This is a genomic window from Bacteroides sp. f07, from assembly GCF_042854785.1.
In the GTDB taxonomy this organism is placed as follows: domain Bacteria; phylum Bacteroidota; class Bacteroidia; order Bacteroidales; family Bacteroidaceae; genus Bacteroides.
Genome location: NZ_BAABXI010000001.1, coordinates 1,398,567 through 1,423,028 on the forward strand (window position 1 = coordinate 1,398,567; position 24,462 = coordinate 1,423,028).

General features: G+C 45.4%; 21 protein-coding genes. 13 read left to right on the top strand and 8 right to left on the bottom strand.

The window, feature by feature from the left end; genetic code table 11:
• Positions 1-47 precede the first annotated feature (47 nt).
• Complete coding sequence (locus ACGHVY_RS05665; RefSeq protein ID WP_390597730.1) at positions 48-2,042, top strand: fructose-1,6-bisphosphatase; 1,995 nt, start codon at positions 48-50, stop codon at positions 2,040-2,042.
• Between the two features lie 60 nt (positions 2,043-2,102).
• On the opposite strand, the gene ACGHVY_RS05670 is transcribed toward ACGHVY_RS05665, so the two are convergent.
• From ACGHVY_RS05670 to ACGHVY_RS05695, 6 genes are all read right to left on the bottom strand, one after another.
• Positions 2,103-2,546, bottom strand: coding sequence for a GNAT family N-acetyltransferase (locus ACGHVY_RS05670; RefSeq protein ID WP_390597731.1), 444 nt, complete (start codon positions 2,544-2,546; stop codon positions 2,103-2,105).
• Positions 2,547-2,570: 24 nt separating this feature from the next.
• Positions 2,571-3,719 (bottom strand): LA_2272 family surface repeat-containing protein, encoded by a 1,149-nt coding sequence (locus tag ACGHVY_RS05675; RefSeq protein WP_390597733.1) that lies wholly within the window; start codon positions 3,717-3,719, stop codon positions 2,571-2,573.
• A 56-nt stretch (positions 3,720-3,775) separates the two neighbouring features.
• Positions 3,776-5,434: an AMP-binding protein gene (locus ACGHVY_RS05680; protein WP_390597735.1), complete on the bottom strand. Its 1,659-nt coding sequence runs from the start codon at positions 5,432-5,434 to the stop codon at positions 3,776-3,778.
• A gap of 296 nt (positions 5,435-5,730) precedes the next feature.
• On the bottom strand, positions 5,731-6,801 hold the full coding sequence (locus tag ACGHVY_RS05685; RefSeq protein ID WP_390597737.1) for a GDP-L-fucose synthase family protein: 1,071 nt from the start codon (positions 6,799-6,801) through the stop codon (positions 5,731-5,733).
• Between the two features lie 18 nt (positions 6,802-6,819).
• Positions 6,820-7,890, bottom strand: coding sequence for a GDP-mannose 4,6-dehydratase (gene gmd, locus ACGHVY_RS05690; RefSeq protein ID WP_308746451.1), 1,071 nt, complete (start codon positions 7,888-7,890; stop codon positions 6,820-6,822).
• An 83-nt stretch (positions 7,891-7,973) separates the two neighbouring features.
• Positions 7,974-9,152 (bottom strand): dicarboxylate/amino acid:cation symporter, encoded by a 1,179-nt coding sequence (locus tag ACGHVY_RS05695; protein ID WP_390597739.1) that lies wholly within the window; start codon positions 9,150-9,152, stop codon positions 7,974-7,976.
• Between the two features lie 109 nt (positions 9,153-9,261).
• Between ACGHVY_RS05695 and gnd the strand changes: the two genes are divergently transcribed.
• Genes gnd through pgl form a run of 3 tightly spaced genes read left to right on the top strand, consistent with a single transcriptional unit; the run spans position 9,262 to position 13,007 of the window.
• Positions 9,262-10,737, top strand: coding sequence for a decarboxylating NADP(+)-dependent phosphogluconate dehydrogenase (gene gnd / locus ACGHVY_RS05700; RefSeq protein WP_390597741.1), 1,476 nt, complete (start codon positions 9,262-9,264; stop codon positions 10,735-10,737).
• 54 nt (positions 10,738-10,791) lie between these two features.
• Positions 10,792-12,288: a glucose-6-phosphate dehydrogenase gene (gene zwf / locus ACGHVY_RS05705; protein WP_390597743.1), complete on the top strand. Its 1,497-nt coding sequence runs from the start codon at positions 10,792-10,794 to the stop codon at positions 12,286-12,288.
• The gene (pgl, locus tag ACGHVY_RS05710; RefSeq protein ID WP_390597745.1) at positions 12,285-13,007 is read left to right on the top strand and encodes a 6-phosphogluconolactonase; all 723 of its coding nucleotides are present in this window, start codon (positions 12,285-12,287) and stop codon (positions 13,005-13,007) included. Before zwf ends, pgl begins: the two co-directional genes overlap by 4 nt.
• 28 nt (positions 13,008-13,035) lie before the next feature.
• On the opposite strand, the gene ACGHVY_RS05715 is transcribed toward pgl, so the two are convergent.
• Entirely contained in the window at positions 13,036-13,248 is a 213-nt protein-coding gene (locus ACGHVY_RS05715) for a hypothetical protein (protein ID WP_308746456.1), read from the bottom strand.
• Positions 13,249-13,504: 256 nt separating this feature from the next.
• Between ACGHVY_RS05715 and ACGHVY_RS05720 the strand changes: the two genes are divergently transcribed.
• The 9 genes from ACGHVY_RS05720 (at position 13,505) to cydB (ending at position 23,356) form a co-directional block, all read left to right on the top strand.
• Entirely contained in the window at positions 13,505-14,902 is a 1,398-nt protein-coding gene (locus tag ACGHVY_RS05720) for a TolC family protein (protein WP_390597747.1), read from the top strand.
• A 26-nt stretch (positions 14,903-14,928) separates the two neighbouring features.
• Positions 14,929-16,161, top strand: coding sequence for an efflux RND transporter periplasmic adaptor subunit (locus tag ACGHVY_RS05725; protein ID WP_308746458.1), 1,233 nt, complete (start codon positions 14,929-14,931; stop codon positions 16,159-16,161).
• A gap of 5 nt (positions 16,162-16,166) precedes the next feature.
• Positions 16,167-16,910 carry an ABC transporter ATP-binding protein gene (locus ACGHVY_RS05730; RefSeq protein ID WP_308746459.1) on the top strand — a complete coding sequence of 248 codons (744 nt, stop codon included), beginning with the start codon at positions 16,167-16,169 and terminating at the stop codon, positions 16,908-16,910.
• Between the two features lie 85 nt (positions 16,911-16,995).
• Positions 16,996-18,216, top strand: a complete 1,221-nt coding sequence (locus ACGHVY_RS05735) for an ABC transporter permease (RefSeq protein WP_308746460.1) — start codon at positions 16,996-16,998, stop codon at positions 18,214-18,216.
• 18 nt (positions 18,217-18,234) lie between these two features.
• Positions 18,235-19,296: a sensor histidine kinase gene (locus ACGHVY_RS05740; protein WP_390597750.1), complete on the top strand. Its 1,062-nt coding sequence runs from the start codon at positions 18,235-18,237 to the stop codon at positions 19,294-19,296.
• 41 nt (positions 19,297-19,337) lie between these two features.
• Positions 19,338-20,036: a LytTR family DNA-binding domain-containing protein gene (locus ACGHVY_RS05745; RefSeq protein ID WP_308746462.1), complete on the top strand. Its 699-nt coding sequence runs from the start codon at positions 19,338-19,340 to the stop codon at positions 20,034-20,036.
• Positions 20,037-20,379: 343 nt separating this feature from the next.
• Positions 20,380-20,616 carry a DUF4492 domain-containing protein gene (locus tag ACGHVY_RS05750; protein ID WP_390597752.1) on the top strand — a complete coding sequence of 79 codons (237 nt, stop codon included), beginning with the start codon at positions 20,380-20,382 and terminating at the stop codon, positions 20,614-20,616.
• Positions 20,617-20,636: 20 nt separating this feature from the next.
• Positions 20,637-22,202 carry a cytochrome ubiquinol oxidase subunit I gene (locus tag ACGHVY_RS05755; RefSeq protein ID WP_390597753.1) on the top strand — a complete coding sequence of 522 codons (1,566 nt, stop codon included), beginning with the start codon at positions 20,637-20,639 and terminating at the stop codon, positions 22,200-22,202.
• Between the two features lie 11 nt (positions 22,203-22,213).
• Entirely contained in the window at positions 22,214-23,356 is a 1,143-nt protein-coding gene (gene cydB / locus ACGHVY_RS05760) for a cytochrome d ubiquinol oxidase subunit II (RefSeq protein WP_308746465.1), read from the top strand.
• Between the two features lie 108 nt (positions 23,357-23,464).
• Here the strand turns inward: cydB and ACGHVY_RS05765 are convergent, their stop codons facing one another.
• The gene (locus tag ACGHVY_RS05765) at positions 23,465-24,421 is read right to left on the bottom strand and encodes a D-2-hydroxyacid dehydrogenase (protein WP_390597755.1); all 957 of its coding nucleotides are present in this window, start codon (positions 24,419-24,421) and stop codon (positions 23,465-23,467) included.
• Positions 24,422-24,462: the final 41 nt, after the last annotated feature.

Below are 24,462 nucleotides of genomic sequence, written 5' to 3' on the forward strand. Positions count from 1 at the left end.
CATAAGAAGCAAAATAATTGGTAATTAGTGAATTGTAATAAAATAAAATGACTGCTCAAAGTAATATAACTCCTGAAAGTATTGTGAGCGACCTTCGCTATCTGCAATTGCTTTCCCGAAGTTTCCCTACGATTGCTGATGCAAGTACGGAAATAATCAACCTGGAAGCTATCTTGAATCTACCTAAGGGGACGGAACATTTCTTGACAGATATACATGGCGAATACGAAGCCTTTCAACATGTGCTGAAAAATGCATCGGGTGCGGTAAAACGGAAAGTGAATGAAATATTCGGTAATACTCTCCGTGAGGCCGAAAAGAAAGAACTCTGCACCTTGATTTACTATCCCGAAGAAAAGCTCCAACTGGTGAAAGACCGTGAAAAGGATTTGGATGACTGGTATCTGATAACGTTGAACCAACTGGTGAAAGTCTGTCAGAATGTATCGTCCAAGTATACCCGCTCCAAAGTACGTAAATCCCTGCCTGCCGAATTTTCTTATATCATACAGGAACTGTTGCACGAATCTTCCATCGAGCCGAATAAACATGCTTATATCAATGTGATTATCAGTACGATTATTACTACAAAGCGTGCGGATGATTTTATCATTGCCATGTGCAACCTGATTCAGCGTCTGACTATCGACTCTCTTCATATTGTAGGTGATATCTACGACCGTGGTCCGGGTGCTCACATTATTATGGATACTTTGTGCAACTACCATAACTTTGATATTCAATGGGGCAACCATGATATTCTTTGGATGGGAGCTGCTTCCGGTAACGACAGTTGCATAGCCAACGTCATCCGTATGTCTCTGCGCTATGGCAATCTGGCTACACTTGAAGATGGTTATGGAATCAATCTGCTTCCATTGGCTACCTTCGCCATGGATACTTATGCCGATGACCCTTGCTCCATCTTCATGCCGAAAATGAACTTTGCAGATACTCATTATAATGAGAAGACCCTGCGTCTGCTTACCCAGATGCACAAAGCTATCACTATTATCCAGTTTAAACTGGAAGCCGAGATTATCGACCGTCGTCCTGAGTTCGGGATGGCAAACCGCAAACTGCTGGACAAGATAGATTTTGAACGTGGTGTCTTTATTTATGAAGGGAAAGAATATGCGCTCCGCGATACGAACTTCCCGACCATAGACCCTGCCGACCCTTATCGTTTGACGGATGAGGAACGCGAGTTGGTAGAGAAGATTCATTATTCATTTATGAATAGTGAGAAGCTGAAGAAACATATGCGCTGCCTGTTTACATATGGTGGAATGTATCTGGTTTCCAATTCTAACCTTCTCTATCATGCTTCCGTGCCTTTGAATGAAGACGGCAGCTTCAAGCATGTCAAGATACGGGATAAGGAATACTGGGGACGCAAATTGCTGGATAAAGCCGACCAGTTGATTCGTACCGCTTATTTCGATGAAGACGGGGAAGAGGACAAGGAATTTGCGATGGATTACATCTGGTATATGTGGTGCGGCCCGGAAGCTCCTTTATTCGATAAGGATAAGATGGCTACTTTCGAACGTTACTTTGTGGACGATAAAGAGTTGCATAAAGAGAAGAAAGGTCATTATTATACACTGCGTAACCGGGAAGATATTTGTGACCAGATACTGGCTGAGTTTGGAGCTTTAGGACCTCATTCGCATATTATCAATGGTCATGTACCTGTGAAAACGATTCAAGGAGAGCAACCGATGAAAGCGAACGGTAAACTTTTTGTTATTGACGGCGGCTTCTCCAAAGCTTATCAGCCGGAGACAGGCATTGCAGGATATACACTTGTTTACCATTCCCATGGCATGCAGCTTGTGCAGCATGAGCCGTTCCAGTCCCGTCAGAAAGCTATTGAAGAGGGGTTGGATATTAAATCGACTAATTTCGTTTTAGAGTTTAACTCCCAGCGGATGATGGTGAAGGATACCGATAAAGGGAAAGAACTTGTGACGCAGATTCAGGATTTGAAAAAGTTGCTTGTTGCTTATCGTACGGGATTGATAAAGGAAAAAGTATGATAACTTGATACATAAGATAAAAGTGCAATTCATTATATTTTTTGAATTGCACTTTTATTATTAAAGATTATTATATTCCATACTATACATATCATAGCCTTTTGCCCAATAGTCTTTTTTTATTTCTTTCAGTATAAACCCTTTCTTTTCGTAGAATTTATAAGCTAATTGTGAAGTCCTGACGGTTAGATTTTGAATACCATCAATAGTCCTTAATTTTTCAATTCTATATTTTAGCAATCGAGTTCCCAGTGATTTGCCTTGATGTTGGGGATGTATGATATCCCAACTTATTTTTCCGATATTTTTGTCTTTTGTGAAGTTTATTCCGCCACATCCGACAATCTCCTTGTGAAGCAAAAGAACATAGTAAAGTTCACGTTCGTTATCCAGATAGTAACTTAAATCTGCTTCTTCCTTCGGTGCAAAATATTCGGGCGTGTTCTGCCTAATTAAATCTATTACGGCATTTTTATCTGTTTGTTGGTATTCTCTAATAACCATAAGTTCTCAACTTTATTTTTAGTTTTAGAAAAGAACAATACCCGCTTCTACAATCGCTCCTTTATCGTAATTACTAGATTTATTATAGAATCGGGTCAAGCCGTAGCCGCCTGTCGCGAAAATACCGAATTTTTTAGTGAACTGATATTCCAAGTTAGCACGTGCCTGTAATGCGTACAGGCGTCTTGGAATTACTTCATCCTTATTATCACAAGCTTCTATATGCTGGTATCCGAGGTCGCCACTGATGGAGAGTCCCTTATAAATAGGAAAGGACAGACCGGCACGATAGGACGCACTCATAGAAAACTTGTCATTCAATCCCTGGTACATGGAGCCCACTCCCAGAATCGTATAGAATAATTGGTTCTTGAAGCGTACTCCTATATTAGCAGGAGTCGCATTCCCACCATATACCATCATCTGTATTCTTGTATTAGGATTTGCGTTGACCAATCCTAATTGAAGTCCTTTCATATCTTCCCTGTAATAGTTGACCAACCCAATCTGGAGTCCACGGGCTTTTGTTGCGTAATTGCACAATGCTATCTGTAGACCATTCAACTTTGTAGCCGTAATATTGGCAATGCCGGCTATTTGTAAACCATTCATTTTTTCGCCTACCACATTCAAGAGTCCGGAAGTCATCATACCGTTGAAACTCTGTCCCGTGATATTCGCTGCGCCGGAGAAGTGGACACCCGAAGCCATGTTCCCCGTTACATTCATAAAACCGCTTATCATTACTCCCGAAGAGTTATCTCCACCGATACCGGTAAGTCCGGCAATGGTTACTCCACGTGTACCGTCACCGGTTATATTAACCAGTCCGGCAGTGGAAAATCCCACCGTATTGTCTCCGCTGATATTGCTGATGCCTGCTATTTGAACGCCCCGCATTGTCCCGCCTGCCAGATTCGCCAATCCTGTAATCTGAACGCCGTTCATATCACCGTGGATTACGCTTCCCAATGCATTAATTCCGACACCGTTCAGACGGTTCATGGTAGACAACAGACCGATATTCACATAAGTGGTCTGCGTACTGTCATGCGGTTGCGTACAAATATCTTTCCAGATGGAAATATTAATACCTGCACTCTTGTTCTGTGCCGGCAAACAAACGGCAGCCATTAGGATAGCTGCCGTGATTATTGTTTTTTTAATCTTCATTCTATATCTCTTTATCTTCGGTTTAAGTTATACTCTTCTCTGCTAAGGTAGTTGTCTTAACCTTTAGCTTCCTGGTACAAATACCGTTTGATACTTTTCTTCGGTGTCTTTTCAAATTCTTCGGGATAAATCTTCATCTTGGAAATCTGACTGTATGCCGGCAACATTGTATTCAATGTTACCCGATTTTCTTCCATCGCCTGTTCTATATCTTCGTTCTTCAGACCGTGGGCGAAAGCGTCGTCAAAATCCGGATAAACAAGACCGACGAGCTTTTCGTTCTGCTGAACGATGATACTTTCGGCTACGTACGGCATATTATTCAGTTTGTCTTCTATTTCTTCAGGATAGATGTTCTGCCCGCTTGCACTGAGAAGCAGGTTTTTGCTGCGTCCCTTGATACTTACGTTACCTTCGGCATCCATCAATGCGAGGTCGCCTGTATGCAGCCAGCTGTCTTTATCAATAACTTCCTGTGTAGCTTCTTCATTCTTGTAATATCCCAACATTACATTCGGGCCTTTACAAACAATTTCTCCAACGATATTTTCCGGGTCGGACGACAAAACCCGTACATCCATACGAGGTGCTGCCTTTCCGCAAGAGCCCAGTTTGAATTTTTTCCAGTCTTCGTAGCAGATAATCGGACCACATTCCGTCATTCCGTATCCTACCGTATAGGGGAAATCAATCATTTTCAGGAATTGTTCCACTTCCTGGTTAAATGCAGCTCCACCGACGATAATTTCTTTGAAGTTCCCACCGAACGCTTTTATCATTTCCTCGCGTACCGTTGCTTTGATTTTATCATTGATGATAGGTACTTTCAACAATATCTTCATAGCGGGAGTCTCCAGTTTCGGAAGTACGCTCTTCTTTATGATTTTCTCGATGATAAGCGGTACGGCTATAATCAGACTGGGTTTAACTTCTTCAAATGCCTGGAAGATAATCTTCGGACTCGGCATACGGGTAAGGAAATAGATATGGCAACCTACGGAAAATTCATAAAGAAATTCGAACGCCAGCCCGTACATATGTGCCATAGGAAGCATGGATACGATTTTATCTCCGGCTTCCAAATCCAACACATCGAATGCAAATTGGGTGTTCGACCACAAACTGCGATAGGGGAGCATCACTCCTTTTGAATAGCTGGTGGTTCCGGAAGTATAATTGATAACGGCCAATTCTTCGGGTTCGTCTTTATGATATGCGACGTGTTCTTTGCGGAAGTTCTTGGGATATTTCTTGCCGAACATCTCATTCAGATGTTCGCGTGCGTAAGTCAGGCGTTCGCTGCGTGATACCAGCAGGCTGAAATCGTTCATCATCAGGATACCTTCCAGCAATGGCATTGCCGATTCGTTCAGGTTCTCCCATACCATATCTCCTACAAAGAGTAATTTGGCTTCGGAGTGGTTGACGATGTTGTGCACATTGTCTGCTTTAAACTCATGGAGAATAGGTACGATAACCGCTCCATACGTCAGCGTAGCCAGGAAAGTTACTCCCCAATGCGAACTGTTTCTTCCGCATACGGCAATCTTGTCTCCCTTGCGGATTCCACTTTCCTCAAAAATGATATGGAGTTTTTCGATTTTACGGGCTACGTCTTTATACTGTAGGGTGGCACCCTTATAATCGGTCAGGGCATCCAAGTCCCAATTATTCTTGATACTATTTTCAATGTAAGCTATAAAACTTTGTTCCATTGTTTTTTGCACATTTGGTATTAAATTGTGCAAATATAGCAATTAAATTAAGAATGAAGAATTATGAGTGAAGAATTTTTGGAAATGGGGTGGGAGAGGGAGTAAATCTGTGATATGCTATGAGCTGATTCTTATATGCTATAATGATAATCAGATATGCTATAATGATAATTAATTATGCTATAATGATAATCAGATATGCTATAATGATAATTAATTATGCTATAATGAAAATCAATTATGCTATAAGCTAAAATAATGATGCTGATAGCATATCAACAGATTGTTTTTACTTCTTATTTCAAGTACCATTCGTACATTTTCTGTACGCCTTCCTCGATTTCGATTTTATGATGCCATCCGAGAGCATGCAGCTTTGAAGGGTCGGTCAGTTTCCGCATAGTGCCGTCCGGTTTGCTGCTGTCGAAAGTCAGTTTGCCTTGATAACCTACGGTTTCTACGATACGTTCCGCGAGTTGGCGGATGGTGATTTCCTTGCCGGTTCCGATGTTAATGTGGCAGTTACGGATGTCCTTGTCACCTTCTTTGTAGGTATCCTTGAAGTCTACATGCTCCATGACGAATACACTGGCGTCTGCCATTTCTTCGCTCCAAAGGAATTCACGAAGCGGAGTACCAGTGCCCCAAAGAGTCACTTCCGTGTCGCTGATACCATACTTCTTCAGGACAGCGAGGATTTCTTCTTTTGGACTGTCCCCATTGACGCCTTCTACCGGACGCAGGTTCATATCCTTGCGTACAGCTTCCCAGTCGCCCTCTTTCAGACAGTGAGCCAGATGAATCTTGCGAATCATGGCAGGCAATACATGGCTGCGTTCCAAATCGAAATTATCATTCGGGCCATAAAGATTGGTCGGCATCACAGCGATATAGTTTGTACCATATTGCAGGTTGAAGCTCTCGCACATCTTTAATCCGGCAATTTTAGAAATGGCATACGGTTCGTTGGTATATTCCAGCGGAGAAGTGAGCAGCACATCTTCTTTCATGGGCTGTTCGGCATCACGCGGGTAAATACACGTACTACCCAGGAAAAGCAGCTTCTTCACATTGTGACGGAAACTTTCTCCAATCACGTTCTGCTGAATTTGCAGGTTCTTGTAGATAAAGTCGGCACGGTAGATGCTGTTTGCCATGATGCCGCCTACAAAAGCGGCGGCAAGGAATACATATTCCGGCTTTTCTTCATCAAAGAACTCGCGAACAGCTACACCATCCAGTAAGTCCAACTCCTTGTGGGAGCGGCCTACCAGATTGGTATATCCTTTATCCTGCAAATTTTTCCAGATAGCAGAGCCTACGAGTCCGCGGTGTCCTGCTACGTATATCTTTGCATTCTTTTCCATATTCAAAGATTGATTTGATTAGTGTTTGTTGGCAATCATGCGTTTCACCTTCTCCATATCGTGGCGGACCATGATACTTACCAGTTCTTCGAATGAAGTCTTGCACGGATTCCATCCCAGCAAAGTTTTTGCTTTTGTCGGGTCACCCAGCAACTGTTCCACTTCCGACGGACGGAAATATTTGGGGTCAACTTCTACCAAAGTCTTTCCGGTAGCTACGTCGATACCCTTTTCATTTACGCCTTCACCTTCCCAACGAAGTTCGATTCCCGCTTCTTTGAAAGCCAGTGCCGCAAATTCGCGTACAGTGTGCATTTCTCCCGTAGCAATCACGAAATCTTCGGGAACGTCATGTTGCAGAATCAGCCACATACATTCCACGTAATCCTTGGCATATCCCCAGTCGCGGCGTGCGTCCAGATTACCTAAATACAGCTTGTCCTGTTCGCCCTGCGCGATACGTGCGGCAGCCAGAGAAATCTTGCGGGTAACGAAAGTTTCACCGCGGCGTTCGCTCTCATGATTGAACAAGATACCGTTTACGGCAAACATTCCGTAACTTTCACGGTAATTCTTAGTAATCCAGAAACCATATTGTTTGGCTACCCCGTACGGAGAGCGGGGATAGAACGGAGTTGTCTCTTTTTGTGGAACTTCCTGCACCTTTCCGAACAATTCGGAAGTAGAAGCCTGGTAGATGCGGGTTTTCTTTTCCAGTCCCAGGATGCGTACAGCTTCGAGCATACGCAGTGTGCCGACAGCATCCGCTTCGGCAGTGTACTCGGGCACGTCGAACGAAACCTTTACGTGGCTTTGTGCAGCCAGATTGTAGATTTCATCCGGTTGCACCTGTTGGATAATACGGATTAACGAACTAGAATCTGTCATATCCCCATAATGCAGATTAATAGTACGTTTTTGTTTCATGTCGCGCACCCACTCGTCAAAATACAAATGTTCAATACGTCCTGTATTGAACGAAGAAGAACGACGGAGAATACCGTGTACTTCGTAACCTTTTTGCAATAGAAACTCGGCAAGATAAGAACCATCCTGCCCGGTGATGCCTGAAATTAGGGCTTTTTTCATACGCTATGTATTTAATAATTGAAAATGTGGCTGCAAATGTCGGCATTTTTTGCTGTATATGCAAACCACTTTCCATTTATTTTTCAGCACAGTCGTTCAGCACGGTTTTTCCCCATCATTTTGTCGATAATCAGCGCGATAGCTCCGTCGCCGGTAACGTTGCAGGCTGTTCCGAAACTATCCATCGCAATGTAAAGAGCAATCATCAAAGCCTGAGCCGATTCATCGAAGCCGAGCATGGATTGCAGGATTCCCAAAGCAGCCATGATAGCCCCGCCCGGAACGCCCGGTGCGGCCACCATCGTGATTCCCAGCATAAAGATAAAACCGGCAAAGAGAGGGAAGTCGAACGGCATTCCCTGCATCATCATCAACGCCAGCGCGCAAGCTACGATTTTCAGCGTACTGCCCGACAGATGAATCGTGGCACACAGCGGAATCACGAATCCTGCAATATCTGCCGAAACTCCGTTTTTCTTCGTCTGTTCCAGCGTTACGGGAATGGTAGCTGCCGAGGATTGCGTACCCAACGCCGTGAAATAAGCCGGCATCATCTTGCCGAGCAATTTAAACGGATTCTTGCGCACAAACAGCGCCGCAATGGAATATTGGAAGACCAACAGGAATATATGCAAGATAAAGATTACCCCGATGATTTTGATAAATACCATCAGGATAGAATATACTTGTCCCGAATGTGTCATATTCAGGAAAATGCCGAAGATGTAAAGCGGCAATAAAGGCAGAATCACCGTACTAATCATGCGGACGATAATTTCCTGAAAATCCCGTGCCACATTCTTCAATGTATCGCTGTTCAGCGAAGCTAGCCCCAACCCGAGCGTGAAAGCGAGAATCAAAGCCGTCATCACATTCATCAACGGGGGGATGGATACGGAGAAGTAGGGGAGAATCCCTTGTGCCTCGCTCACCTCTTCGAGTGGCACACCCGGTTCGATAAGCGACGGAAATATCGTGACCCCGGTAAAATAGGAGAGGAAACCCGAAAACAGAGTAGCCCCGTAAGCAATCAGAGCAGTGATGAGCAACATCTTTCCCGCGCCTTTGCCAATGTCGGCAATAGCCACAGTGACCAGTCCGAGGATAATCAACGGAATGGAGAAATTCAGAAATTCACTGAAAATGCCGTTGAAAGTGACGAATATCCGTACCAGCGGAGCCGGAAAAAAGGTGCCGATGGCAATGCCTAGAATGATAGCGATAACAATACGGGCTAATAAACCGATTCTGATTTTCTTCATTTCTGTTTCTATTTGTTGCCCACAAAAATAATATTTTAATCTAAATATATCGAACAAATGTTCATTTCAATTGTTACTATGGTAAACATTATTACAAAATATACAAGTTATGACAAATCAGAATAAAACAGATATCGGACTTATCGGCTTGGCTGTGATGGGCGAGAATCTTGCTTTAAACATGGAGAGTAAGGGATGGCATGTATCGGTTTATAACCGTACCGTTCCCGGAGTGGAAGAAGGAGTAGTAGACCGCTTTATGAACGGCCGGGCAAAAGGTAAAAATATCGAAGGATTCACAGATATAAAAGCTTTTGTAGACTCAATAGCCGCCCCCCGGAAAATAATGATGATGGTTCGTGCCGGAAGTCCGGTAGACGAACTGATGGAGCAGCTTTTCCCGTTGCTCTCACCCGGTGATATTCTTATCGACGGTGGTAATTCCAATTACGAAGATACCAACCGCCGTGTCGAGCTTGCCGAATCGAAAGGTTTTCTTTTCGTCGGCAGTGGCGTGTCCGGTGGTGAAGAAGGGGCTTTGAACGGTGCTTCCATCATGCCCGGCGGTTCGGAACAAGCATGGCCGGAAGTGAAACCGATTCTTCAAAGCATTGCGGCAAAAGCATCGGACGGTACTCCTTGCTGCCAATGGGTAGGCCCGGCAGGTTCCGGTCACTTCGTGAAGATGATTCACAACGGTATCGAATATGGCGACATGCAACTGATTGCCGAAGCCTATTGGGTAATGAAGAAACTGCTCGATTTGAACAACGAGGAAATGGCAGACGTTTTCGCCCGTTGGAATGAAGGTAAACTTCGCAGTTACCTTATCGAAATTACTGCCAACATCTTACGTCATAAAGACAAAGCCGGCGGTTATCTCATTGATAAGATTCTGGACGCTGCCGGACAGAAAGGAACGGGCAAATGGTCGGTCATCAACGCCATGGAACTCGGCATGCCGTTAGGACTGATTGCCACGGCCGTGTTTGAGCGCAGTCTCTCCGCCCAGAAAGATTTGCGCCGCCTGGCTTCCAAACAATTCCAGTGCCAACATACACAACCTATATATAATAAGGTGGAACTTGTCAAGGACATATTCTCCGCCCTTTATGCTTCCAAGCTCGTCTCCTATGCCCAGGGATTCGCCGTGTTGCAACGCGCTTCCGACGCTTTCGCTTGGCATCTCGACCTGGCTTCCATCGCCCGTATGTGGCGTGGTGGATGCATCATCCGCAGTATATTCCTGAACGACATTGCAGCCGCCTTCGAAGCCACCGACAAGCCTAAACACTTGTTGTTGGCTCCTTATTTCAAGGAAGAGATGAAGACGTTGCTCCCCGGTTGGAAGAGCCTCGTGGCCGAAGCTATGAAAGAAGAACTTCCCGTTCCCGCTTTCTCTTCTGCCTTGAACTACTTCTATTCGCTCACTTCCGCCGACTTGCCCGCCAACCTCGTACAGGCACAGCGTGACTACTTCGGTGCGCATACTTTCGAACGTAGAGACGAGTTGCGCGGACAGTTCTTCCACGAAAACTGGACGGGACACGGTGGCGACACGAAGTCGGGTACGTATAACGTCTGACAGGATATGATGAGTAACAAGATTGTTTTATAAGTAAGAAATAAAAAAACGACAATGGATAAATTTGCAATGATTATTTTCGGTGCGTCCGGCGACCTTACCAAGCGTAAGTTGATGCCTGCCCTCTATTCCCTCTTCCGTGAAAAGCGGTTGACCGGAGATTATAGTATCGTGGGTATCGGGCGTACAATCTACTCTGACGAGGACTACCGTTCATATATATTAGGTGAACTTCAGACTTTTGTGAAGTCCGAAGAACAGGACGCGGCACTGATGGATGCCTTTATTTCCCATTTGTATTACCTGCCGATGGACCCGGCAAAAGAAGAAGGTTACCCGGCACTCCGCCAACGACTGGTAGAGTTGACCAACGAGGTAGACCCTGATAACCTGCTGTTCTATCTTGCCACTCCACCATCTCTTTACGGCGTAGTGCCTTTACATCTGAAAGCAGCCGGACTGAATACTCCCCATTCGCGTATCATTGTAGAGAAGCCTTTCGGCTACGACCTCGAATCGGCACGTGAACTGAACAAAATCTATGCTTCGGTCTTCAACGAACAGCAGATTTACCGTATCGACCATTTCCTTGGTAAAGAGACTGCCCAGAACGTGCTGGCTTTCCGTTTTGCCAACGGCATCTTCGAACCGCTCTGGAACCGGAACTATATCGACTACGTGGAAATCACCGCCGTCGAAAATCTCGGTATCGAGCAGCGCGGCGGATTCTACGAAACGGCGGGTGCCTTGCGTGATATGGTGCAGAACCATCTTATCCAGCTTGTAGCCCTCACGGCTATGGAACCGCCTGCTATCTTCAACGCTGATAACTTCCGTAACGAGGTCGTGAAAGTCTACGAATCTCTTACCCCCTTGAATGAAGAAGATCTGAACGAACATATCGTTCGCGGACAATATACGTCTTCCGGCAACAAGAAAGGATACCGTGAAGAGAAAGGCGTATCTCCCGACTCGCGCACGGAGACTTATATTGCCATGAAACTGGGCATCAGCAACTGGCGTTGGAGCGGCGTCCCGTTCTATATCCGCACAGGCAAACAGATGCCGACAAAAGTGACCGAAATCGTTGTTCATTTCCGCGAAACACCTCATCAGATGTTTCATTGTGCCGGTGGCAACTGTCCACGGGCAAATAAATTGATTCTTCGTTTGCAGCCAAACGAAGGAATAGTTCTCAAGATCGGAATGAAAGTCCCCGGTGCGGGCTTCGAAGTCCGCCAGGTGACGATGGACTTCAGTTATGCCCAGTTGGGTGGAGTGCCGAGCGGCGACGCTTATGCACGTCTGATAGACGACTGTATCCAGGGCGACCCGACCTTATTTACTCGAAGCGATGCAGTGGAAGCCTCATGGAAATTCTTCGACCCGGTACTCCGTTACTGGACAGAGAATCCTGACGCACCTCTTTACGGCTATCCCGCAGGTACGTGGGGGCCTTTGGAAAGTGAAGCTATGATGCACGAACATGGAGCTGACTGGACTAACCCTTGTAAGAATTTGACAAACACAGATCAATATTGTGAATTATGAAACTAGAAATTTTTCCTTCGTCCATAGAGACGTCTCGTGAGTTGATACTCCGTCTGGTGGAGATTATGAAAGAGGAACCTGACAAGGTGTTCAATATAGCGGTGAGCGGTGGAAGCACCCCCGCCCTGATGTTTGATTTATGGGCGAACGAGTATATGGATATTACTCCCTGGCATCGTATGAATGTTTATTGGGTGGACGAGCGTTGTGTGCCGCCCGATGATTCGGACAGCAATTACGGGATGATGCGTAATCTTCTATTAGGGTTGGCTCCTATCCCTTACGAAAATGTCTACCGTATTCGTGGCGAAGCGAAACCGGTGAAAGAAGCTGCCCGCTATTCGGAATTAGTGAAACAGCAGGTGCCGCTCAAGCAGGGCTGGCCGGAATTTGACATTATATTGCTGGGTGCGGGTGACGACGGACATACCTCTTCCATTTTCCCCGGACAAGAGAGTCTGTTGACTTCCGATTCCATCTATGTAGTCAGCAGCCATCCCCGCAACGGGCAGAAACGTATTGCGATGACCGGCTATCCGATTCTGAATGCCCGCCATGTCATTTTCCTGATAACGGGGAAAAGTAAGGCGGATGTAGTGGAAGAAATCTGTAATTCCGGTGATACGGGTCCGGCGGCTTACATTGCCCACCACGCACAGAATGTAGAACTGTTTATGGATAAAGGAGCTGCTTTGTATATCGACGGTCAGGATAAATGAACTGAAATAGAAAAAGACCAGAGGAGAGTTACACTTTCGTAATCTCCTCTACTATATAATTATCATTCACTTTTCTGCAAGTACATACAAAATATTCAGGATGTTGCAAAGCACCTTGTAAAGTATCAGGAAGAATGATCTCTTTCGTACGACGGTCTACCGCAACCATTGCATACAATATTCCTTCACTTTCGCATAGCTCGACCAATGCGCTTTTCAACTCTTCTACAGCATATTCCATTTGTGTGAGATTTTTGTCGCTGCAAAGTTATGGAAAATATGTATATTTTGTGCAACAATATTCTCGTAATATATAAAAATAGCTTCTTGGTTACTTCAAATGAAGGGCTTCGGCTAAGTGTAGCCGAGGCTTTTTCGGAAAAATCTGCCTATCGACAGAAAAAAAACATTTAACGGTAAAATTCCGTGTTCCGTCTATCGCTTTTGTTGCTGATATAATATGTACGTACCTTCGTTACCAGTAAATCAATAGAAATATGAATATGGTAAATGTAAGAAGATTGACAGTGATGGCATTTCTTGGTGCAGGTATGCTTTCGGGCATATCTGCTCAGGAATCTCCGCTGCAAGCCGATATGCTGAACGAAGCAAAGCTCCCTGTCCGGTGGGATTTGCAATCGTGCATCGACTATGCCTTGGAACAGAATATTACTATTCGCAAAAACCGTGTGGCTGCGGAAAGTACACAGATTGACGTAAAGACAGCTAAAGCTGCCTTGTTTCCCAGCCTTTCATTCTCTACCAGTCAGCAAGTGGTGAATCGTCCGTATCAGGAGACGAGCAGCCGGGTGAGCGGTAGCGAGATAATCAGTAGCAACAGCAAAACCAGTTATAACGGTAATTATGGTCTGAATGCTTCGTGGACATTGTATAATGGCAGCAAACGCCTGAAGACTATCAAGCAGGAGCAACTGAACAATCAGGTAGCCGAACTTGACGTGGCAACTTCCGAGAATGATATCCGGGAATCCATTGCTCAGGTTTACATTCAGATTCTTTATGCAGCCGAGTCTGTCAGAGTAAACGAGAATACGTTGCAGGTTTCCATTGCGCAGCGTGACCGCGGGCAGCAGTTGCTGGATGCAGGAAGTATAGCCAAAAGTGACTTTGCGCAACTGGAAGCTCAGGTCAGCACCGATCGTTATCAACTTGTCACAGCGCAAGCCACCTTGCAAGATTACAAATTACAACTGAAACAACTGCTCGAACTGGACGGGGAGAATGAAATGGACGTCTATCTCCCCGCTTTGGCCGACGATAATGTGCTTGCCCCGTTGCCCGCTAAAAGGGACGTGTATGTAAGCGCTCTCGCTCTTCGTCCTGAAATTGAAGCAAGCAAACTCAATGTGGAAGCTTCCGAATTGGGGATTGACATTGCAAAATCCGGTTATTTCCCTACTATCAGCCTTAGTGCAGGTATCGGGACGAATCATACGAGCGGCAGCGATTTCACTTTCGGCGAGCAGGTGAAGAATGGGTGGAACAATTCTATCGGTTTGTCCGTCAGTGTGCCTATCTTCAATAACCGCCAGACGAAGAGCGCCATACAGAAGGCTAAGTTGCAGCGCGAAACGAGTATGCTGTCGTTGCTTGACGAGCAGAAGGCTTTGTACAAGACGATTGAAGGTCTTTGGCTGGATGCCAGCAGTGCACAGCAGCGTTATGCGGCAGCCAACGAGAAGCTGAGAAGTACACAAATCAGCTACGACCTGATCAGCGAACAATTCAACTTGGGAATGAAGAATACCGTGGAACTTCTTACCGAAAAGAATAACCTGCTGCAAGCTCAGCAAGAACAACTTCAGGCTAAATATATGGCAATACTGAACACTCAGTTGCTGAAGTTCTATCAGGGGGATAAATTAGCATTATAATAAATAAGTAAAAGCATAATAAACGGATGAAAACGAAAAAGATTATCTTAATCGCCGTGGCAGTCGTTGTGGTGGCAGGTGCGGGAATATGGTTCTTCGCAGGTGCGCCCGCCAAACACAAAGTCACGTACGCCACTGTCGCTGTCGGCAAAGGCGATATTTCAAATTCGGTGACTGCTACCGGAACAATCGAACCGGTGACGGAAGTAGAAGTCGGTACGCAGGTATCAGGTATCATCGACAAGATTTACGTAGACTATAATTCGACAGTCACCAAAGGACAGTTGATTGCAGAAATGGATCGTGTTACTTTACAAAGCGAACTGGCTTCCCAACAGGCAACTTATGACGGGGCTAAAGCCGAATATGAATATCAGAAGAAGAATTACGAGCGCAGCAAAGGATTGCATGAGAAATCTCTGATTAGCGATACGGATTTCGAGCTGGCTCTTTATAATTATCAGAAGGCGAAGAGCAGTTATGACAGCAGTAAGGCGTCTCTTGCAAAAGCGGAACGCAACTTGTCTTATGCAACGATTACTTCACCGATTGACGGCGTCGTTATCAGCCGTGATGTGGAAGCCGGACAGACGGTTGCTTCCGGATTCGAAACCCCGACACTTTTCACCATTGCCGCGGATTTAACTCAAATGCAAGTGGTGGCCGATGTGGATGAGGCTGATATAGGTGGGGTGGAAGAAGGCCAGCGTGCCAGCTTTACGGTAGATGCTTATCCGAATGATACTTTTGAAGGTGTAGTGACACAGATTCGCTTGGGGGACGCAAGCAGTACGAGCAGCACAAGCAGCAGTACAAGTACCGTGGTGACTTACGAAGTGGTAATCTCGGCGCCTAATCCCGACCTGAAACTGAAACCGCGCCTGACGGCCAACGTCACGATTTATATTCTTGATAAGAAAAATGTATTGTCTGTTCCGAACAAGGCTTTGCGTTTCGTTCCGGAGAAACCTCTCATCGGTGCTAATGACATCGTGAAAGATTGCGAGGGTGAACATAAACTCTGGACACGTGAAGGGACGACATTCACAGCTCATCCGGTAGAAATCGGAATCAGCAACGGCATATCTACGGAAATTGTCAGCGGCATCACCGAAGGGACGAGGGTTGTGTCCGAAGCTATCATAGGCGCGATGCCGGGCGAAAATGTCGGAGCCGCTCCCAATAAAGAGAGTGGGGGAGAAAGAAGCCCGTTCATGCCGAGCCGTCCGGGAGACAATAAAAAGAGGAACAACAAGTGACAATCATGAAGAGAGTAATTGAAATACAGAATATCAAACGGGACTTTCAGGTGGGGGACGAAACCGTTCATGCGTTGCGGGGCGTTTCGTTTACTATCAATGAAGGGGAGTTTGTCACCATCATGGGTACTTCCGGTTCGGGAAAGTCTACGCTCCTTAATATATTGGGCTGTCTGGACACCCCGACAAGCGGAGAGTATCTGCTCGATGATATTCCCGTCCGCACGATGAGCAAACCTCAACGTGCGGTGTTGAGGAATCGTAAGATCGGGTTCGTGTTCCAAAGTTACAATCTGCTGCCCAAAACGACCGCTGTGGAGAATGTCGAACTGCCGCTTATGTACAACTCGTCCGTGAGTGCTTCCGAACGTCGCCGCCGTGCTATCGAATCTTTGCAGGCTGTGGGGTTGGGCGACCGTCTGGAACACAAATCCAATCAGATGTCCGGAGGACAGATGCAGCGCGTTGCCATCGCACGCGCACTGGTAAACAATCCCGCCGTGATTCTCGCGGACGAAGCAACCGGAAACCTCGACACCCGTACCTCTTTCGAGATACTTGTCCTGTTTCAGAAACTGCATAAGGAAGGACGTACACTCATCTTTGTGACACATAATCCCGAAATCGCGCAATATAGCAGCCGGAATATCCGACTGCGCGATGGTCATGTCATAGAGGACACTGTCAACTCAAATATTCTGTCCGCTGCCGAAGCACTGGCTGCATTGCCGAAGAATGACGAGGATTAAACAGTGGTTAGCGGGATAGTGATTAGTGATAAATTCATTGCTGTTCATTATCGCGCTAATCAGTAAATTATTAATTACTAATAACATGAATGGAACTAATTTATTCAAGATAGCTCTCCGGGCGTTGGCGAACAATAAGCTGCGTGCTTTTCTCACCATGCTTGGTATCATTATCGGTGTTGCTTCCGTTATCACGATGCTTGCTATCGGGCAGGGTTCGAAGAAAAGCATCCAGCAGCAAATCTCCGAAATGGGCTCGAACATGATTATGATTCATCCGGGAGCCGATATGCGTGGCGGTGTCCGGCAAGATCCGTCTGCTATGCAGACCTTGAAACTTGCCGATTACGAAGCCTTGCGCGATGAGACAAGTTTCTTGTCTGCCATCAGTCCCAATGTTTCTTCATCGGGACAGCTTATTGCCGGCAACAATAACTATCCGGCATCCGTGAATGGTGTAGGAACGGAATATCTCGATATCCGCCAGTTGACGGTTGAGAATGGGGAGATGTTTACGGAAGCTGATATCCAAAGCTCCGCAAAAGTATGTGTGATAGGAAAGACGATAGTGGACAATCTTTTCCCGGACGGAAGTGATCCGGTAGGCAAGATTATCCGTTTCAGCAAGATACCCTTCCGGGTGGTAGGCGTGCTCAAGGCCAAGGGGTACAACTCTATGGGACAAGACCAGGATGCCGTAGTGCTTGCCCCTTATACCACTGTCATGAAACGTCTGCTCGCTGTAACGTATCTGCAAGGTGTGTTTGCTTCTGCCCTCACCGAAGATATGACGGAATATGCTACGGATGAAATCAGTACGATTCTCCGCCGTAATCATAAACTGAAAGCATCGGACAATGATGATTTCACTATCCGTACACAACAGGAACTGAGTACGATGCTCAACTCTACTACCGATTTGATGACAACTTTGCTCGCTTGCATCGCAGGAATCTCACTGGTGGTGGGCGGCATTGGAATTATGAATATCATGTATGTATCCGTAACGGAACGTACACGCGAGATTGGTCTGCGTATGTCCGTCGGTGCACGGGGGGTTGATATTCTGAGCCAGTTTCTTATTGAAGCCATCATGATTAGTATCACGGGTGGTATCATCGGAGTGATTATAGGCTGCGGAGCCAGTTGGGTCGTTAAAAGTGCGGCACATTGGCCTATCTATATCCAACCGTGGAGTGTATTCCTTTCTTTTGCGGTATGTACCGTCACCGGAGTCTTCTTCGGATGGTATCCTGCCAAAAAAGCAGCAGATTTAGACCCGATAGAGGCTATCAGATACGAATAAAAAGCTATCTTTGTCTCCATGAAACAAACCTTTACATCCGCACGTCGTCCCCTGGAAATACTGATACATATTATCAGTTGGGGGATTATGTTCGGTTTCCCGTTCTTTTTCGTTGAGCGTGGGAACGGGAACATCAACTGGATGGCTTATATACGTCATCTTGCCGTACCGCTTTCGTTTATGATTGTGTTCTACGTCAACTATTTCTTTTTGGTTCCCCGCTATCTTTTCCAGAGTCAGTCCAAAAGATATGTCATCTATAACATCATCTTTTTATGTATCATCGGAGTCTTGCTTCACTTTTGGCAGAACCTGACGTTCGATCCTTCGTTTACGCCCAAACACAAACGCCCGGGTATGCCGCCGGGATGGTTGTTCTTCCTCAGGGATATGCTGAGCCTGGTCTTCACTATCGGGCTGAGTGCCGCCATCCGTATGAGTGCGCGATGGGCTCAGAACGAAGCCGCCCGTAAGGAAGCGGAACGGAATCGTGCGGAAGCCGAACTGAAGAATCTGCGTAACCAACTGAATCCGCACTTTCTGCTGAATACTCTGAATAATATTTATGCTTTGATTGCATTTGATTCGGACAAGGCGCAGGAAGCGGTGCAGGAGTTGAGCAAACTTCTTCGATACGTATTGTATGATAATCAGCAGATGTACGTCCCTCTCTGTAAGGAAGTGGATTTTATCCGCAATTATATTGAGTTGATGCGTATCCGCCTGTCCGCCAATGTGCAGATGACTACCCGGTTCGACATTCAGCCGGATAGTCAGACGCTTATTGCTCCGCTTATCTTTATTTCGTTGATAGAGAATGCTTTCAAGCATGGCATTTCTCCTACCGAACCGAGTTTTATCAGTATTCATCTTTCGGAGAATGACAAGGAAGTGGTTTGCGAAATCCGCAACAGCAATCATCCCAAGACAGTGGAGGATAAGAGTGGTTCGGGTGTGGGGTTGGAGCAGGTGAGCCGGCGGCTGGAGATTCTTTATCCCGGGGCTTACACTTGGTCGAAAGGCAGCTCAAGGGATGGTTCTGTCTATGAATCGAGATTGAGTATTAGAATCAGGGAATAGGTGGAAAACGTTAAGTATAAAACATTAGATATAGAATAGTTATGGTGTTACGTTGTGCAATAGTTGATGATGAGCCTTTGGCTCTCAGCCTGTTAGAGAGTTACGTGAATAAGACTCCGTTCCTGCAACTCGTGGGAAAGTATTCCAGCGCGGTTCAGGCGATGAAAGAGTTGCCGGACGAAGAGGTCGACCTTCTGTTTCTGGACATTCAGATGCCGGAGCTTAACGGACTGGAGTTCTCGAAGATGGTAGATTCCCGCACCCGCATCGTATTTACCACTGCTTTCGGTCAGTATGCCATCGACGGTTATCGTGTCAACGCACTCGATTATCTCTTGAAGCCAATTTCCTACGTTGACTTTTTGCAAGCGGCCAATAAAGCATTGCAATGGTTCGAACTGGTGCAGAAGCCGGAGGAGATAGACAGTATTTTCGTGAAGAGTGACTATAAGCTGGTACAAATAGACTTGAAGAAAATTACATATATCGAAGGTCTGAAGGATTATATTAAAATCTATACAGAAGACGCTCCCAAACCCATCCTCTCACTTATGAGTATGAAAGCCATGGAAGAGCTTTTGCCTTCCACTCGTTTCATACGTGTACATCGTTCTTTCATTGTTCAGAAAGATAAGATACGTGTGATTGACCGCGGGCGTATTGTTTTTGACAAGACATATATTCCTATCAGTGATAGTTACAAGCAAGTTTTCCAGGCTTTTCTTGATGAAAGGAGCTAATGTTGGTTATTTTATCGGTGAAATTAAGATTTTTGTCGATAATTATTTGTCGAAACCCGTTTTATCCCTACCTTTGCAAAGAACAGAAAGGGATTGTGAAATTCCGAGAATAGAATAGTTTAGTTAAGTCTAGTTTAGTTTTTGTGTTGAACAGCTCCCTCGTCGGCGGACGAACAAGGGAGCTGTTTTTTTTATTGATAATGTGTCTTTTCGGTTGCGCGAGACAAGAAAAATGTCTTTTTATTATAAAAACACAACAAGTCCTGCAACAATCCGGGGTATTTGTTTGTTTTAATTATAAAAAATGTATATTTGTACTCATTACAAACTATAACGCTGACATATGAAGAATGCACTGCTTTCTATTTGGAAATTCTATCTGGAAGGTTTCCGTAGTATGACACTCGGTCGTACTCTGTGGGTTATTATCCTGCTGAAATTATTCGTTATGTTCTTCATCCTCAAATTGTTCTTTTTTCCTGACTTTCTCGGCGACCATCCTACGGATGCTGACAAGGGAACCTATGTGGGCAACGAACTGATACAACGTGCCATTTCCGAGAAACCGGTTGATTTTTAACTCTTAAACTACATAAGATTATGATTGAAAGTATTGACACTTCACTTATCGATTGGTCGAGAGCCCAATTTGCGATGACAGCTATGTACCACTGGATTTTTGTTCCCCTCACACTCGGACTGGCAGTGGTGATGGGCATCATGGAGACGCTGTATTATAAAACAGGCAAAGAATTCTGGAAAAAAACTGCAATGTTCTGGATGAAGCTTTTCGGTATCAACTTCGCCATTGGTGTGGCAACCGGCTTGATTCTTGAGTTTGAGTTTGGTACGAACTGGAGCAATTATTCATGGTTTGTAGGAGATATTTTCGGTGCGCCGTTGGCTATTGAAGGGATTTTGGCATTCTTTATGGAAGCCACATTTATCGCTGTGATGTTCTTCGGTTGGGGAAAAGTCAGCAAACGTTTCCATTTGGCTTCTACCTGGCTGACGGGTCTGGGGGCAACGATTTCTGCCTGGTGGATTCTCGTTGCTAACGCATGGATGCAGCATCCGGTAGGTATGGAGTTCAATCCCGATACGGTTCGTAATGAGATGGTCGATTTTTGGGCAGTAGCCACTTCGCCTGTGGCTGTGAATAAATTCTTTCATACAGTGCTGTCCGGCTGGGTGCTTGGTGCGGTCTTTGTAGTCGGCGTTAGTTGCTGGTACTTGCTGAAGAAACGCAACCGTGAGTTTGCGCTTGCCAGCATTAAGATTGGCGCTATCTTCGGATTGGCGGCATCGTTGTTGGCTGCTTGGACGGGCGACGGTTCCGGCTATCAGATTGCGCAGACACAGCCCATGAAACTGGCTGCTGTGGAAGGCTTGTACGAAGGCGGCACGAATGTCGGACTGGTGGGAATCGGTATGCTGAATCCCGAAAAAAAGACGTATAATGATGGAAAGGAGCCGTTCCTTTTCCGTATTGAGATACCGAGTATGCTTTCTTTCCTTGCCGAACGTGATGTGAATGGTTACGTTCCGGGCATTGCAAATATCATCGAGGGCGGTTATGAGATGAAAGACGGAACGAAAGCTCTTTCGGCTGCCGAGAAGATAGAACGGGGAAAGACGGCTATCGGTGCTTTGGCTGCCTATCGTGCGGCAAAGAGTGCAGGACACGAAGAAGACGCGCAAGTAGCTTACAAAGTATTACAAGAAAACATCCCTTATTTCGGCTACGGATATATTAAGGATGTGAACCAGTTGGTTCCGAATGTCCCTCTGAACTTCTACGCATTCCGTGTTATGGTAATTCTGGGCGGATATTTCATTCTATTCTTTATCGTAGTCCTTTTCTTCGTTTATAAGAAGGATTTAAGCAAAATGCGCTGGATGCATTGGATTGCCTTGCTGACTATTCCTTTGGGTTATATTGCCGGACAGGCCGGATGGGTGGTTGCCGAATGTGGCCGTCAGCCGTGGGCTATCCGTGATATGCTGCCTACATCGGCTGCTATCTCCAAACTGGATGTGGGGGCTGTGCAGACCACTTTCTTTATCTTTCTGCTCTTGTTCACAGTAATGCTCATTGCAGGTGCCGGAATTATGGTAAAGGCCATCAGGAAAGGACCGGAAACGGGTGATAATATTAACCATTAATCGTAAAGACTATGTATATATTTCTACAACAATATTGGTGGCTTGTCGTTTCCTTGCTGGGAGCTATCCTTGTGTTTTTATTGTTTGTGCAAGGCGGTAATTCATTGCTGTTCTGTCTCGGTAAGACGGAAGAACAGCGTAAGATGATGGTGAACTCTACGGGACGTAAATGGGAGTTTACATTTACTACACTGGTCACTTTCGGTGGTGCTTTCTTTGCTTCTTTTCCGTTATTTTATAGTACTAGCTTCGGCGGTGCTTATTGGCTGTGGATGATTATTCTTTTCAGCTTTGTGTTGCAGGCTGTCAGTTATGAGTTTCAGAGTAAAGCGGGAAATCTGTTGGGTAAAAAGACATATCAGACTTTTCTGGTGATAAATGGGGTAGTAGGGCCGTTGTTGCTTGGTGGAGCGGTGGCTACATTCTTCACTGGTTCTGATTTTTATATCAATAAGGCAAATATGACAGATACCATTATGCCCGTCATCAGCCATTGGGGAAACGGTTGGCACGGATTGGATGCGCTGACTGATATCTGGAATGTGATTTTAGGATTGGCTGTTTTCTTCCTTGCCCGTGTGTTGGGAGCGCTTTACTTTATCAATAATATAGCAGATAAGGAACTGACCGGAAAATGTCGCCATGCTGTACGGAATAATACAATTCTGTTCCTTGTGTTTTTCCTGTCATTCGTCATTCGTACATTGGTCTCTGACGGTTTTGCAGTGAATCCGGATACGCAGGAGATTTATATGCAGCCTTTCAAATACTTTACTAACTTTATCGAAATGCCGGTAGTTCTTATCCTGTTCCTTATAGGGGTTGTATTAGTTCTTTTCGGTATCGGCAAGACATTGCTCAAAAAGACCTTCGATAAAGGTATTTGGTTTACGGGAATCGGTACGGTGCTGACTGTCTTGTCTTTATTGTTGGTGGCAGGATATAATAACACTGCTTATTACCCGTCTTATACAGATTTGCAAAGTTCATTGACTTTAGCCAATAGCTGCTCTAGTGAGTTTACTTTGAAGACAATGGCTTACGTTTCCATTCTCGTTCCGTTTGTGATTGCTTATATTTTCTACGCTTGGCGCAGCATCGACCGTCACAAGATTACGGAGAAAGAGATGGATGAAGGTGGTCATTCATATTAAGAAGAGTCTGATAAACAGGAGATAATAGAAATAAACGAAGGGTGTCAAAAGGAATATAGTTTTACCTTTTTGACACCCTTCTGCTTTATAGCCGCTTTCCGTACTTTCTTACTTGTTTACTACATTTTCCGGTGTTCCGGCGATATATGCCTGTATGTTGCTGATTGCGATATTCATCAGGCGTTCGCGAGCTTCCAGCGTAGCCCATGCGATATGCGGAGTGATATAGCAGTTCTTTGCTGTCAGCAACGGATTGTCAGCGTGAGGGGGCTCGGTAGAAAGAACATCTACTCCCGCTGCATAAATCTTGCCACTATTAAGTGCATCCGCCAAGTCCTGTTCATTAACTAGCGGACCACGGCCGGTATTGATTAAAATAGCTGTCGGCTTCATCATCGCAAGACGACGGGCATTCACCATCTCACGTGTGTCGGGGGTAAGCGGGCAGTGCAGGCTGATAATATCACACTCGCTGAATAGCTGGTCTAAATCCATTTTCTTGATTTCCGGCGGTAACTGGAAATGTGATTTTGAAGTGAATGCATATACTTGCATACCAAAACCGATAGCAACACGTGCAGTCGTATATCCGGTATTTCCCAGTCCGACCAGACCGATTTTCTTTTCTCTCAGTTCCATCAATGGGGTATCCCAAAAACAGAAATCTTTGCTGTTTGTCCAGCGGCCTTTGTGCACTTCTTCCGAGTGATGCTGTACTTGCTGGCTGATATTCAGGATGTGTGCGAATACCATCTGAGCAACAGAGGCTGTGCTGTATGAGGGGATATTAGTAACGGTGATTCCCCGCTCTTTGGCAGCGGCAGTATCAACGACATTGTATCCGGTAGCCAGTACGCCGATATATTTCAGTTCGGGCAGTGCGGCCATATGGTCTGCGTTGATGATTACTTTATTAGTCAGAAGCATTTCTGCTCCGGCTGCACGTTCTAATACTTCTTCGGGAGCAGTGCGGTCATATATCGTACATTCTCCGAGAGCTTTAATACCTTCCCAGGACAAATCTCCGGGATTGGCGGCAAAGCCGTCTAAAACTACAATCTTCATTTCAATTTTGATATTAATAATATGTTATACGTCTTTCTTTA